Annotated in this window: 11 protein-coding genes, 1 tRNA gene and 1 rRNA gene; 4 read left to right on the forward strand and 9 right to left on the reverse strand. The window is 55.4% G+C overall.

The annotated features are described in order from the left end of the window. Positions 1–6 precede the first annotated feature (6 nt). Positions 7–122, forward strand: a 5S ribosomal RNA gene (gene rrf, locus M8013_RS11020). A 56-nt stretch (positions 123–178) separates the two neighbouring features. Here rrf and M8013_RS11025 read toward each other — a convergent pair. From M8013_RS11025 to M8013_RS11035, 3 genes are all read right to left on the reverse strand, one after another. Further along, complete coding sequence (locus M8013_RS11025) at positions 179–2,215, reverse strand: glycoside hydrolase family 31 protein (RefSeq protein WP_271267851.1); 2,037 nt, start codon at positions 2,213–2,215, stop codon at positions 179–181. Between the two features lie 15 nt (positions 2,216–2,230). Continuing rightward, complete coding sequence (locus M8013_RS11030; RefSeq protein WP_271267852.1) at positions 2,231–3,565, reverse strand: glycoside-pentoside-hexuronide (GPH):cation symporter; 1,335 nt, start codon at positions 3,563–3,565, stop codon at positions 2,231–2,233. Positions 3,566–3,922: 357 nt separating this feature from the next. Then, a tRNA-Phe gene (locus tag M8013_RS11035) sits at positions 3,923–3,998 on the reverse strand. 172 nt (positions 3,999–4,170) lie between these two features. Here M8013_RS11035 and M8013_RS11040 point away from each other — a divergent pair. After that, positions 4,171–5,013 (forward strand): AraC family transcriptional regulator, encoded by an 843-nt coding sequence (locus tag M8013_RS11040; protein WP_271267853.1) that lies wholly within the window; start codon positions 4,171–4,173, stop codon positions 5,011–5,013. Between the two features lie 36 nt (positions 5,014–5,049). Continuing rightward, the gene (locus M8013_RS11045; RefSeq protein WP_271267854.1) at positions 5,050–5,640 is read left to right on the forward strand and encodes a LysE family translocator; all 591 of its coding nucleotides are present in this window, start codon (positions 5,050–5,052) and stop codon (positions 5,638–5,640) included. Here M8013_RS11045 and M8013_RS11050 read toward each other — a convergent pair. The 5 genes from M8013_RS11050 to aspA all read right to left on the reverse strand — a co-directional run bounded on the left by M8013_RS11050 (position 5,637) and on the right by aspA (position 11,220). Continuing rightward, complete coding sequence (locus M8013_RS11050) at positions 5,637–6,212, reverse strand: transcriptional regulator (protein WP_271267855.1); 576 nt, start codon at positions 6,210–6,212, stop codon at positions 5,637–5,639. The genes M8013_RS11045 and M8013_RS11050 overlap by 4 nt on opposite strands. 47 nt (positions 6,213–6,259) lie before the next feature. After that, positions 6,260–7,954 (reverse strand): protein-disulfide reductase DsbD, encoded by a 1,695-nt coding sequence (locus M8013_RS11055; protein WP_271267856.1) that lies wholly within the window; start codon positions 7,952–7,954, stop codon positions 6,260–6,262. Then, entirely contained in the window at positions 7,930–8,253 is a 324-nt protein-coding gene (gene cutA, locus M8013_RS11060; protein WP_271267857.1) for a divalent cation tolerance protein CutA, read from the reverse strand. Before cutA ends, M8013_RS11055 begins: the two co-directional genes overlap by 25 nt. 113 nt (positions 8,254–8,366) lie before the next feature. Next, positions 8,367–9,668 (reverse strand): anaerobic C4-dicarboxylate transporter, encoded by a 1,302-nt coding sequence (locus M8013_RS11065; protein ID WP_271267858.1) that lies wholly within the window; start codon positions 9,666–9,668, stop codon positions 8,367–8,369. Between the two features lie 115 nt (positions 9,669–9,783). Further along, complete coding sequence (gene aspA, locus M8013_RS11070) at positions 9,784–11,220, reverse strand: aspartate ammonia-lyase (protein WP_271267859.1); 1,437 nt, start codon at positions 11,218–11,220, stop codon at positions 9,784–9,786. A 336-nt stretch (positions 11,221–11,556) separates the two neighbouring features. Between aspA and M8013_RS11075 the strand changes: the two genes are divergently transcribed. After that, a complete protein-coding gene (locus M8013_RS11075) occupies positions 11,557–12,027 on the forward strand; it encodes an FxsA family protein (protein WP_271267860.1) in 471 nt (156 codons plus the stop codon). A gap of 74 nt (positions 12,028–12,101) precedes the next feature. On the opposite strand, the gene yjeH is transcribed toward M8013_RS11075, so the two are convergent. After that, positions 12,102–13,340, reverse strand: a complete 1,239-nt coding sequence (yjeH, locus tag M8013_RS11080) for an L-methionine/branched-chain amino acid transporter (RefSeq protein ID WP_271267861.1) — start codon at positions 13,338–13,340, stop codon at positions 12,102–12,104. Positions 13,341–13,397: the final 57 nt, after the last annotated feature.

Raw genomic sequence — 13,397 nt, forward strand, 5'->3', positions numbered from 1 at the left:
AATTTGCCTGGCGGCTTTAGCGCGGTGGTCCCACCTGACCCCATGCCGAACTCAGAAGTGAAACGCCGTAGCGCCGATGGTAGTGTGGGGTCTCCCCATGCGAGAGTAGGGAACTGCCAGGCATCAATTAAGTAAAAAGGCCATCCGCAAGGATGGCCTTTTTGCGTTGCGTATTTCATCAGTTCGATAACACGTTAACCAGGGCACTGCCTTCACGGATAAACACCGGAATGGTCTCCAGCGGAGCGTCTACCGTGATGCATTCGCCGCCGTGGTAGCGCTCGCCATTCAGATCGACCCAGTTAGCACCGGCCGGGAGCCAGACGTCGCGCTGGCGTTGCCCGGCATGGATAACCGGCGCGACCAGTAAATCCTCGCCGAACAGGTACTGATCTTCGATTTCCCAGCTCTGTTTTTCCTGAGGATAGTGCCAGAACAGCGGGCGCATCAGCGGATCCCCGTGTTGGTGGGCGTTGTCATACAATGCATCTATATAGGGCCGTAATTTTTCACGCACCGTCAACCAGTGCTGCATGATAGCGAAATTTGCCTCACCGTAGCTCCACAGCTCGTTGGGCGAACCGCTGTTACACTGTGGAATGCCCTCCCGATAGCGTTCCGGTGGCTGAATTTGCGGCTCACGATAACCATGCATGCGCAGTACCGGGCAGAAGACCGCCCACTGGAACCAGCGGATCAGCAGCTCATGGAACGCCGGGTCATTGACGTTGCCACCCTGGAAGCCACCGATGTCGGTGGTCCACCACGGAATACCTGCTAACCCCATATTCAGCCCGGCGGCAATCTGGTTACGCAACGCATGGAATGAGGAGTGTACATCGCCGGACCAGGCCAGCACGCCGTAACGCTGACTGCCAGCCCAGGAACAGCGTACCAGGTTAACGATATCCTGCTCGCCATTTGCCTTCAGACCATCATAAAAACCCTGAGCGAAATCGCGCGGATAACGGTTCCCCACTTCCAGAACCGGACCAGCATGGTAGCGATAATTATCAAAATCGTAGGCGCGGTATTCCGGCTCGGCTTCGTCCAGCCAGAATAATTTGATGCCCAGATCGTAGTAGTTCTCCTTCACCGTTTCCCAGACAAACTGCCGTGCCTGCGGATGCGTGGCATCGAAGAACGTCGTATTGCCCATAAAGTCGAGGTTGACCTGTACGCCGCGTTCGCTACTGACCAACCAGCCTTTAGCCTTCATTTTCGGGTACAGCGGGCTGCGCGCTTCCACCGTCGGCCAGACTGAAACCATCAACTCAATACCCATCGCGCTGAGTTCATCGACCATCGCTTTCGGGTCGGGCCAGTCAATCGGGTCAAAACACCAGGTGCCCTGATTCGGCCAGTGGAAGAAATCTATCACCATTACCGCCAGCGGCAGGTTGCGGCGGCGATACTCGCGGGCCACGTCGAGTACTTCCTGTTGGGTGCGGTAGCGCAATTTACACTGCCATAAACCGCTGATGAACTCAGGGGCGGGTGGTGGCGTACCGGTCGCTTTCGCGTACTGGCGTGTGATGTCGACGATACTGTCGGCGGCGGTTATCCAGTAGTCCATTTCACCGGTGACGCGCGAGCGCCATTCGGTCTGATTTTTGGCAAAGTTCACTTCGCCAATGGCCGGATTATTCCACAGCAGGCCGTAGCCGAGGCTCGACTGCATAAATGGCACGCTGGCTTGCGAGTTGCGCTGGGCGAGTTCCAGCGTGCAGCCTTTGAGATCCAGCCACGGCTGTTGATACTGGCCCATGCCATATAGCCGCTCTTCCGGGCGCGATTCAAAGCGCACGGTCAGCTGGTATTTACCGCCCGCCAGCGGCTTAAATTCACGACCATCAAGCTTCAGGGCGCTGACATATTTATCCTGGCCTTTTTCGCTGGAGCCAATCCCAACGGTAGAACGCTGACGCCACATCTCTTCGAGCAGAAGTTCGCCGCGCTGGTTATAGAATGCCAGCTGGCCCTTCAGATTAAGCGTGGCGGTAAGATTGCCGTTGCGCAGCATCAGGCTTTCTGCCCCGGCAGTAATCTCTGCGTCACACGGCTCGGCGGGAAGCAGCGCCTGTAGCTCGTCAATGAAATCTGGCGCGCAGGTGGCTCTGACGCGAAGACTGTTGCGTCCCCAGGTTTCGATGCGCAGGATTTGGCGTTCAAAGCGCCACTCGATGCTGTTGGAATGCGAAATGAGCTCACTCATGGATAACACGTCCTTTTACAAAATAGGCTGTCTGGCAAGGTTGATGGATTTCATGGTGCTGTCGTCGAGCTTATACCAGCGCAGCGTGGCAAATGCGGCCAGTGAAAGCAGGCCTGGCACTACGGTGAAGAGGGCGATAATGCAATACATGGCGGTGGAGGTTTGCGCAGCCGCGTTCGGGACGTAGCCGCTGAAACCCAGCGTCCAGCCCACAATAGCCCCGCTGATGGCCATCCCCAGTTTGAGCACCGCGAGGAAGGTGGAGAAAATCACGCCGTCCATGCGTTTGCCTTGTTTCCATTCGGCGTAATCCGCCACGTCAGCCATCATTACCCACATCAGCGTTGTTGTGGCCTGGTAAAGCGTGGAGATAACAAACGTCATTGGCACCAGGATGAGGACGGATTTCGGCGCAAAGAACAGCGCAATACTTAGCACGCCCGCCAGCACGGCACAGTAGCCAAACATCTGGACTTTGCTGTAGTTCAGGGTCAGGCGTTTTGCCAGCGCGCTGCCAGCAGCTTTGCCCAAAATATGTGCCCCGAGCATCCACATGAAATAGCTGGCGCTGCCGAGATAATAGGTGACGAAATACATCATCGCACCGAGGCGAATAACCCCAAAGCCAATGTTGGTTAATACCAGAATTGCGACAATGCGCCACTGATCGTTACGTAATAAATCACGTAGTTCAGACAGGTAATTATTATGCGTCGCTGGGGCGTTAATGCGCTCGCGGGTATTGGCGAAACACAGCCAGAACATAATTACCGCCACGCTTGCCATAATTCCCATCGCCCAACGATAGCCGAGGAGTTTATCTTCACCGCCTAAAAATTCGGCTAAAGGCATCATAAAGAAAGTGGATAATGCACCGCCGAGCGTGGCTAAAAAGAAACGATAGGATTGAAGGGAAATACGCGCATCATTATCCGGCGTAATCACGGCACCCATAGAGCAGTAGGGAATATTAATGGCGGTGTACATCAACATCATCAGGGTATAACTCACCGTGGCGAAGACCATTTTCCCGTGCAAATCCAGCGACTCGGGTACGGCATACGTCAGCAGACAACTGGCGCCGAACGGCAGCGCCAGCCACAGCATCCATGGGCGGAATTTACCCCAACGCGTCTTTGTACGGTCAGCAATATATCCCATTGCTGGATCGATAATGGCATCGGCAGTTCGCGCCAGCAGGAACATAGTCCCGACAAATGCGGCCGGAAGCCCCACCACATCGGTATAATAAAAGGTCAGAAAGATAATGACGTTATCCAGCCCAATATGGCTCGCCATATCACCTAATCCATAGCTGATTTTTTCTTTAAGGGTGATCTTCTCGGTCATTGTATTCACCTTGCCAGTGTAAGGTTTATTTTCGAAGATGTTCTGGCATTGATGGTTAACCATGAGATGAAACTTAACAATTACAATATTTGGCTATGGGATTATGGAAAGTCTTTTTCGTGATACCGGTAACAAGAATCTATGTTGAGATTGCATGCCGGTATACATGTTCTGTCTGACTAATATTTTCAGGTCGAATCGTTTCAGTGTTTGAAATATCGGTTTGCACGAATGCGCGGGCATACGATATTTTTCTGGAAAGGTGCGAATGATAAGAATGGCGGAGAGGGGGGGCAGAGAGAAATACCGGAACCCCAAAAGCAAAAAACCAGCCGTTAGGCTGGTTTCTTTAAATAGTGGTGCCCGGACTCGGAATCGAACCAAGGACACGGGGATTTTCAATCCCCTGCTCTACCGACTGAGCTATCCGGGCAACGGGCCGCATTAAACCGCAATCACGCTCGGGCGTCAACCTTATTTCGGGAAAAGCTGTTCAACTGCTTAAGATTGCGGCAACCTGTCGGTTTGCACGTCGATTTTGCACAAATCTTCCAGACACGCCGGTAAGCTCAGGCAATGCTGACAGCGACAAAGGGGGCGGTACAGTGAATGACTGGCTTGAGCTGCGACAGCATGCAGATACGGGGATTGAAACGATCAAGGCGCACTTTGAAGGGCATGCCTACGATCCACACTGGCACGATAGCTATCTGGTGGGCATTACCCTCAGCGGAACCCAGCAGTTCCACTGTCGTCGCGAGCGCCATCAGAGCCATCCGGGCGATGCTTTCCTGCTCGAGCCGGGTGAGATCCACGACGGTGACGCGCCAGTCGCCGGGGGCTTTACCTATCTGACGTTCTATCTCGATGAGCGCTGGCTCACCAATACCTTGCATGGCCTGTATGAGTCCACGCCCGGCAGTTACTCGCTGCATTTCGCCCAGACCCTGACGCGCGAACCGCAGCTGGTGCGTACCATTGGCGAAACCTTTGCCACCCTTCACAATGACGAGATGAAAATCGTGCAGCAAAGCACAATGGATACTCTGCTGGCCCAGTTGACGTCACATTGCCATTGGCGCAAAAGATTACCTTCGCAGCTGCAGAGCGCAGCGGTGGCCCACCGCGCACGTGATTATCTGTATGCTCATCTGGGCGACAATATTGGCCTGTCCGATCTCGCCCGGGAGACGGGCACCGATCGCTTCACGCTCACGCGCTGCTTCAAGCGCGAGTTTCATCTGGCCCCTCACGCCTGGCTTATCCAGCTACGACTGGCCAAAGCGCGGCAACTGCTGGCACGCGGGGAGCAGCCGGTTGATGTGGCGGCAACGCTGGGGTTCGCCGATCAAAGCCATCTCGGGCGCTGGTTCCAGCGAGCGTATCGCATTTCGCCCGCTCATTACCGGCGTTTGTGCACAAACCTTCCAGACGTTTCCAGAAAATAACGGCACTGTCAGGGCTCTGATAATAAGGAGTTACCTGTGAGTCTGATGCCGTTTCTGCTATTTGCTTTCGTTGCTTCTATCACACCGGGGCCAACCAACATCCTCATTCTGACCAACAGCCAGCATTACGGCGTGAGAGCAACCCTGCCTGCGCTGGTGAGTGCTTGTGTTGCGGCCAGCACCATTGTGTTGATTTCAGGGGCCGGGGCGGGGGAATTACTGCAGCAGTATCCACTCGTACGCCAGTTGATGAGTTGGGCAGGTGTGTTGTGGTTAAGCTGGATGAGCTGGCAGTTGTTTCGTGCGCCTGCGGCAAACTTATCCCGCGATGCGCATACCCGCTTTACCGCGCGTGCGGCAGCGCTGTTGCAGGTGATCAATCCCAAGACCTGGATGATGGCGCTGGCCGTCGTCAGTCTGTTTGCACCGGCGGAGGAGCATGCATTACGGGATATCGCCCTGATGGCGCTGTGGTTCCTGCTGATCTCGGTTGCGTGTCTGGTGTGTTGGGCATGGCTGGGGCAGGCGGTGAACAGGCTGTTTCGCACCCCAGCGGCGATGGTGCGTTTTCAGCGCCTGATGGCGCTGTGTCTGTTCACCTCAGCCTGGGCGGGGATGCTGGCTTAAGTGAGCGCGCCGCCTTTGCGGCACTGGGCGAAGTGCAGGATATCCTCTGCCAGCCGATGCGCGGTATCAACATCGGCCTGGCTGCGGTTTACCAGCAGCCGGCTGAGGCAACCCTCCAGCACCAGATCCATTTGCTTCGCGACCATGGCGGGATCGTCCACGTCCAGGGTGGTCAGCAGTTCATGAGTGAAGTCATGAGAGGCGCGCTTTTGCTGGTCGGCGAGCTGGTGAATCGGATGGTCTGGATCCGGGAAAAAGGTGCAGGCGGCAATAAACAGGCAGCCCGGGTAGCGGTGATTACGCACACATTCGGTCAGAGCCTTATAACGCTCCATCAGTTTTTGCTGTGCGGTGAACTCGCTGTTGAGCATCAGCTGCCTGCGCCATATATCGATCTGCTGGCTGAGATAGCGCAGGGCGTCGTACAGCAGCGCCTCTTTATCGGGCCAGAACAGACTGAGCTCCTCCACAGGATAATTCACGCGCTCGGCGACCATCTCCAGTGAGGTGTTGGCTATCCCTTGAATTTCAAGTAACTGCAGGGTGGCTCCCAGAATATCTTCACGTTGCACGGTTTTCTCCTCCGTATGCTTTTGCGCTTTCCCGCCTAAAGTGTCGTTTACGGTTGGCGATCGCGCAAATGCGCGCTGAACGCCGCCGCATCCATAAAGCCCGTTACGCGCTGCGCCGGTTGCTCTACACCCTGCTCGTTAAAAAACAGGATGGTGGGCAAGCCGAGCACCTTGAGCTGGGTAAGTAAGGCTTTGTCCTGGGCATTGTTCGCCGTGACGTTGGCCTGCAACAGTACCGTATTTTTCAGCGCCTGTTGCACCTGCGGATCGCTAAAGGTGTATTTCTCAAACTCTTTACAGGCTACGCACCAGTCGGCGTACAGATCGAGCATCACCGGTTTCCCCCTGGCCTGCGCCAGTGCGCGATTTAACGCTTCGACGCTCTCGACTGGCGTGAAGTTCAGGTGCGCCTGGCTTTGTGCTGCAGATGCGCCAAAGGCCCAGTCCTGCAGGGGACGCACGCTGACCAGCGCGGCGGCCAACAGTAAGATCTGGATTATGCGCATCCACGGCTTGCTGGCGCTTAAGCTACTGATAAATGCCCAGCCGAAGAACGCGACCCCCAGCATCGCCCACAGGCGCAGGCCCCAGACATCACCGATGATGCGTTCCAGCAAGAAGACCGGCAGGGCGAGGATCACAAAGCCAAACGCGGTTTTGACCTGCGCCATCCATGGACCGCTCTTTGGCAACAGCCGGTTGCCGAACACTGTCACCAGGATCAGCGGCAGGCCCATGCCCAGCGCGTAAAGGTAGAGCGTACCGCCGCCGAGCCAGACGTTTCCGCTCTGGGCGATATACAGCAGGATCGCACTGAGTGGCGCGGTGGTGCAGGGCGAGCAGATAAGCCCGGCGATGGCGCCCATCGCAAATACACCGCCAGCCGAGCCGCCCTGCTGGCGATTGCTCATCAGGGCTAAGCGCGTTTGCAGGGACGAGGGCAACTGCAGGCTGAACAGGCCAAACATCGACAGCGCCAGCAGGGTAAAGGCCGCTGACAGTCCGATAAGAACGTACGGATGCTGGAGCGCCGCCTGGAACTGCAGCCCGGCGGCTGCGACAACCAACCCGAGCGCGGTATAGGTAAGCGCCATCCCCTGAACGTAGATAAATGCCAGCAGCAGCGCGCGGGCTGTGGAGAGGCGCTGCTTGCCGCCAAGCACGATGCCGGAGATTAACGGGTACATCGGCAACACGCACGGCGTGAAGGCGATGCCGATCCCAATCAGCAGCGCCCAGAGCGGCGAGAACGGGCGCTCTGATGCGGTGTCGGGCTGTACGGCAGGGAGAGGCGCAGCGGCAGGCTCAGCAGCGGCTGTGACTTCGCTCAACGGGACGACTTTGGTTTCGGGCGGATAACACAGGCCGGCATCGGCGCAGCCCTGGTAAGTGACCGTTAGCGTAGCGCCTTTCGCGGCCTCTTGAAGCGTCACTGGTACCGTTAACTGGCCACGGTAGATTTCACTTTTGCCGTAGAATTCATCTTCGTGCCACTCCCCTTTGGGAAGCAGGAGTTCACCCACTTTGGCTTGCGCGGGCGTGATGCTGATCTGCTTGCGATAGAGGTAGTAACCCTCCTTCACCTGCCAGTTGAGGTTCAGTTCATGTTGGTTTTGCTGAAAATCGAAAACAAAGGCCTGGTCGGCAGGCGTGAAATTCGAGCGGCCGGGTGCGTCAAACAACCCGGCAAAGGCTGATGTGCTACACAGCAGCAGGATTAGCGTAAGGAAGCGTTGAGCCATGAGAGATAGTCGTTATCGCCGTGGAGCACTGGCAGTACCAGCAGTTCCGGGGTCTGGTAGGGATGATGGGATTTGAGACAGTCGAGAAGTGCCTGCTGATTTGCCACGCTGGATTTCAGCAGCATCTGCACCTCGTACTCCTGTTCCAGCTTACCTTCCCAGTAGTAAAGGGAGGTGGCGCCGGGAAGGAGGGTCACGCAGGCGGCGAGCTTTTCTGCCAGCACTTTGGCGGCAAGATCCTGGGCGGTGGCTTCATCGGGGGCGGTACAAAGTACAACAACAGCGTCATGCGTGTTCACAAGTCGACCTCGTCTCAGCGTAAAAAATCACTATATCACGGCGGACTGGCGCTCATTAATGAATCGGGCCGCTGAGCGGCCCGACTTTAACTGTTTTTACAACCAAAAGCGTTTTACAGCAGCACGCCGCCGATGATGAACCCGAGGATCACACATAGAGTGATAGCAATCACGCCAGGGATCAGGAAGGCGTGGTTAAACACGTACTTGCCAATGCGGGTCGAACCGGTGTCGTCCATTTCCACCGCGGCCAGCAGGGTTGGGTAGGTCGGCAGGACGAACAACGCAGAAACAGCCGCAAAAGAGGCAATGGCGGTCAGCGGGGTGACACCCAGCATCAGTGCCGCAGGCATCAGCGCTTTAGTGGTGGCGGCCTGGGAATAAAGCAAGGTCGCTGCAAAGAACAGCACTACCGCCAGCAGCCACGGGTAGTTGTGCAGCAGATCGCCCGCGACGGTCTGGATATCAGTGATGTGCGCTTTCACGAAGGTATCACCCAACCAGGCCACACCCAGCACACACACGCAGGCGCTCATACCGGATTTGAAGGTGCTGGCGTTGAGCACTTCGCTGGTGTCGATTTTACAGGTGATGCTAATCAGCGTAGCGATGGTCAGCATGAACACCACAATCGCTTCATTACGCGGCAGCACCGGATTCTGAATCAAACCAACGGTGTCGCTGATAGCCGTCGCGTAGAACATGACGGCGACGATACCGATCAGGAACAACAGCACCGAGCGTTTCGCATGCGGTTTCAGCTCAAACACCTGGCTACCGCGCAGTTTCACTTCGCCTTTAGCCAGACGTTCCTGATATACCGGATCGTCTTTCAACTCTGCGCCAAGGAAGTTACAGAACACGGCGGTGATCATCACCGCGATCAGCGTGACCGGAATACAGATCGACAGCAGCGTCAGGTAGCTCACGCCCATCGGCTCGAGGATACCGGCAAAGAACACCACGGCCGCAGAGATCGGTGAGGCGGTGATCGCAATCTGCGAGGCGACAACGGCGATAGAGAGTGGACGGGACGGACGAATGCCCTGCTCTTTTGCCACTTCGGTAATCACCGGCAGGGTGGAGAACGCGGTATGGCCTGTACCGGCAAGAATGGTCATAAACCAGGTGACCAAGGGTGCAAGGAAGGTAATGTATTTGGGATGGCGGCGCAGCATACGTTCCGCCAGGCTCACCAGATAGTCCATACCGCCCGCCACCTGCATGGCGGCGATAGCGGCGATAACCGCCATGATGATTTCAATAACGTCAAACGGGATGGCGCCGGGTTTAATTTGAAAAACGAGGGTAAGGATAAGTACGCCGAGACCACCGGCAAAACCGATACCGATTCCCCCGAGCCTTGCGCCTAAGTATATCGCCAACAGCACGACGACGAGTTCTGCTCCAAACATAAGTGCCTACCTTGCTTATTAACAAGTTGATATTGAATTGTTGTGTTTTGGTAACGCCTAAAAAGAAAAAAGGCACGTCACAAGTGACGTGCCTTCATGAATTTAACCTGAACTGTTATTGTTCACTTTCATCCGTATATCTTTTCGCTTTATAGGCCGGGTGCATCAAGTTTTGCGCCGAGAAGATATCATCCAGTTCGGCTTCTGTCAGCAGACCTCGCTCCAGAACCACTTCACGTACACTCTTACCGGTTTCAGCACAGATTTTACCGACGATATCACCGTTATGGTGTCCGATGAATGGGTTGAGATAGGTGACGATTCCGATGGAGTTGTAGACGTAGCTTTCACACACTGCTTTGTTGGCGGTAATGCCGTTGATGCATTTTTCCAGCAGGTTGTAGCAGGCGTTGGTCAGAATGTGAATGGACTCAAACATCGCCTGGCCGATTACCGGCTCCATGACGTTCAGCTGCAGTTGACCGGCTTCAGAGGCCATGGTGACCGTGATGTCGTTGCCGATCACTTTGAAGCACACCTGGTTAACCACTTCAGGTACCACCGGGTTCACCTTGGCAGGCATGATAGAAGAGCCTGCCTGCAGTTCCGGCAGGTTGATTTCGTTCAGGCCGGAGCGTGGTCCGGAAGAGAGCAGGCGCAGGTCATTACAGATTTTAGACAGTTTCACTGCCAGACGTTTCAGCGCGCTGTGTACCATGACGTAAGCGCCGCAGTCGGAGGTCGCTTCGATCAGGTCTTCTGCCGGCACGACGGCCAGGTTGGAGACTTCTGCCAGCTTCTGCACCGCCAACTGCTGATAGCCATCCGGCGTATTCAGACGTGTACCGATCGCCGTTGCCCCCAGGTTCACCTCCAGCAGCAGTTCGGAGGTGCGCATCAGGTTGCGCGTTTCTTCATTCAGCAACACGTTAAACGCGTGGAACTCCTGGCCGAGGGTCATCGGCACGGCGTCCTGCAGCTGGGTACGGCCCATTTTCAGGATATCCTGGAATTCGACGGCTTTATTCTGGAAGCCTTCGCCCAGTTGGTTAATCGCATCAACCAGTTTCACCACGGAAGCGTACACTGCGATACGGAAACCGGTCGGGTAGGCGTCGTTGGTGGACTGGCATTTATTGACGTGATCGTTCGGGTTCAGATACTGGTACTCACCTTTCTGGTGGCCCATCAGCTCCAGACCGATGTTTGCCAGTACCTCGTTGGTATTCATGTTCACCGATGTCCCCGCGCCGCCCTGATAGACGTCAACCGGGAATTGATCCATGCACTTGCCGTTATTCAGTACTTCATCGCAGGCGGCAATGATAGTGTTTGCGACGCTTTTCGGAATAGTTTGCAGCTCTTTGTTAGCCATCGCTGCGGCTTTCTTCACCATCACCATCCCGCGGACAAACTCCGGGATATCACTGATTTTGCTGTTGCTGATGTAGAAGTTTTCAATCGCTCTCAGAGTGTGAACACCATAGTAGGCATCCGCTGGAACTTCCCTGGTACCCAACAAATCTTCTTCGATACGAATGTTGTTTAACATGTGAACCTTCTTTTCAAGCTGCAGAGTGAATGTACTAAACACGCAGTACATCTGTGGTTATGTCTTTTTTCTGACCGACGATTATCCCCTGAATCGACCAGATACCCGGGATCATATGCTGATGATAGCGAAATGCCGTAATCTGGATCACTTATTATCGACCCGATTTCATGATAATTATTAATCTGTGAAATGAATCACCGCTTTAATATTTCCAAAAAAAATATCCGTGCAAACCGATTGAATTTTGGCTAACTGCCTCCATTTCTGACTAATGCGATTCGCAAAATTACACCCGACAGAGGCCACAGGGCGTCTGCCACAGAGGAGAAGCCAGTGCGCTGGATACCGTTAATTGCCGTATTCCTCTATGTTTACATAGAGATTTCTGTTTTTATCCAGGTCGCCCATGTGTTTGGCGTCCTGTTGACGCTGGTGCTGGTGATTTTCACGTCGGTTATTGGCATGTCGCTGGTGCGTAATCAGGGTTTCAAAAACTTCCTGTTAATGCAGCAGAAGATGGCCGCAGGCGAAAGCCCGGCAGCGGAGATGATCAAAAGCGTGTCGCTGATTATTGGCGGTATCCTGCTGATTATTCCAGGCTTTGTTACCGATTTCCTCGGACTTTTGCTGCTGTTGCCACCCGTGCAAAAACTGTTAACCCTGAAACTGATGCCGCATTTACGCTTTAACCGCATGCCGGGTGGTGGGTTTAGCGCCGGAACGGGTGGCGGGGAGACGTTTGACGGGGAGTATCAGCGTAAAGATGAGCAACGCGACCGCTTAGATCATAAAGACGACCGTTGATTACGTGCCCGGCGGCGCTGCGCTTATCAGGCCTACGAAACCGTAGGCCTGATAAGCGCAGCGCCATTCGGGGTTTACACCGCGCTACGCTTCGGCAGAAACAGCCATAGCCCCGCCAGCATTACAATGGCGTACAGACTCTTCCATCCCACCATCGCCAGCAGCAGTAAACAGAGTATCCCGCCGATAATCGCCAGCGTTTTGTACCGGCCTTTCAGCAGGCGACAACCCGCCAGCATACACAGCAGATAAATCATGATGAAGATGCCGTTGGCATACACGATCAGCGCGTCGAGATTGATCTCCAGCCAGTAGATCGCCAGCGTGCTGATCACGCAGCAACCCAGCACCAGATTCAGGGCGTTGAGTGGCAACTGACGTGATGACAGGCGTGCTAAGCGGCTCTCCGGCTTAAATTGAGCCTGGGACCACACCAGTCGGGCAAAGCTCTGAATATAAATATTGAGGCTGGCGAAGCAGGCGAGGTAGCCAATGACGCAGGCGACCCATAGCGCTTTCACCCCAAACAGTTGCACCACAATGCCTGGCAGCGAAGCGGCCGCCGCCCTATCCTCACCGTAAGCGGTAAAATGCAGCACAAGTACTGTACAGGCCCAGTAGACTGTACCTGCCAGCAGCAGGCCGATCATCAGCGCGCGGGGGAAATCCCGCTCCGGCTGTTTGAACTCCGAGGCCAGATGGGCAAAGGCTTCTAAACCGACAAAGCACCAGAACATGACCGAAAGGGCAGCAAAAAGCTGCGAACTATTGATATCAGTTATCGCCGGGAAGGGAATTGCCGCGACCTGAATATCTCCCGCCCACCAGATGGCGGCGATCAGTGCGACGATCAGCACCGCCACCAGGGTTTGCAGGTTGGCGCTGGAACTTGCCCCGCGCGAGGCCACCCACCAGACAATCGCCAGCGTGCCCAGTTCCGCAAACAGCAGCTGCGCATCGTGCCAGCCAAACAGCGCCTGACCGAAGCCGGTGGCAATATGCAGGGCTGCAGGTAAGCCCACGGGAATGACCGAGAGAAATAACCAGCCGGTAACGCGCTCCAGACGTGGACCAAACGCCATCCCGACAAAATGCGCCACGCCGCCCGCGCTGGGGAAATGCCGCCCGAGTATGGCAAAGACGACAGCGACCGGAAAGACCAGCAGAATGAGCACCGGCCAGGCCCAAAGACTGTTGTCTCCCGCAGCCAGTGCCGCCAGCGCCGGTACGGCAAACACCCCCGTACCCAACAGTGAGGTTGAAAGTAAGCCCACGCCCTGCGCTAGCCCCAGTTCCTGTTTCAGTCCACTCATTCCATCGTCCTGCCGCCATCAAAAGAGGGGCGATGGTAACACTTTCGCATATTTTTT

This window comes from Silvania confinis (assembly GCF_025564085.1).
GTDB classification, from domain to species: Bacteria; Pseudomonadota; Gammaproteobacteria; order Enterobacterales; family Enterobacteriaceae; genus Enterobacter; species Enterobacter confinis.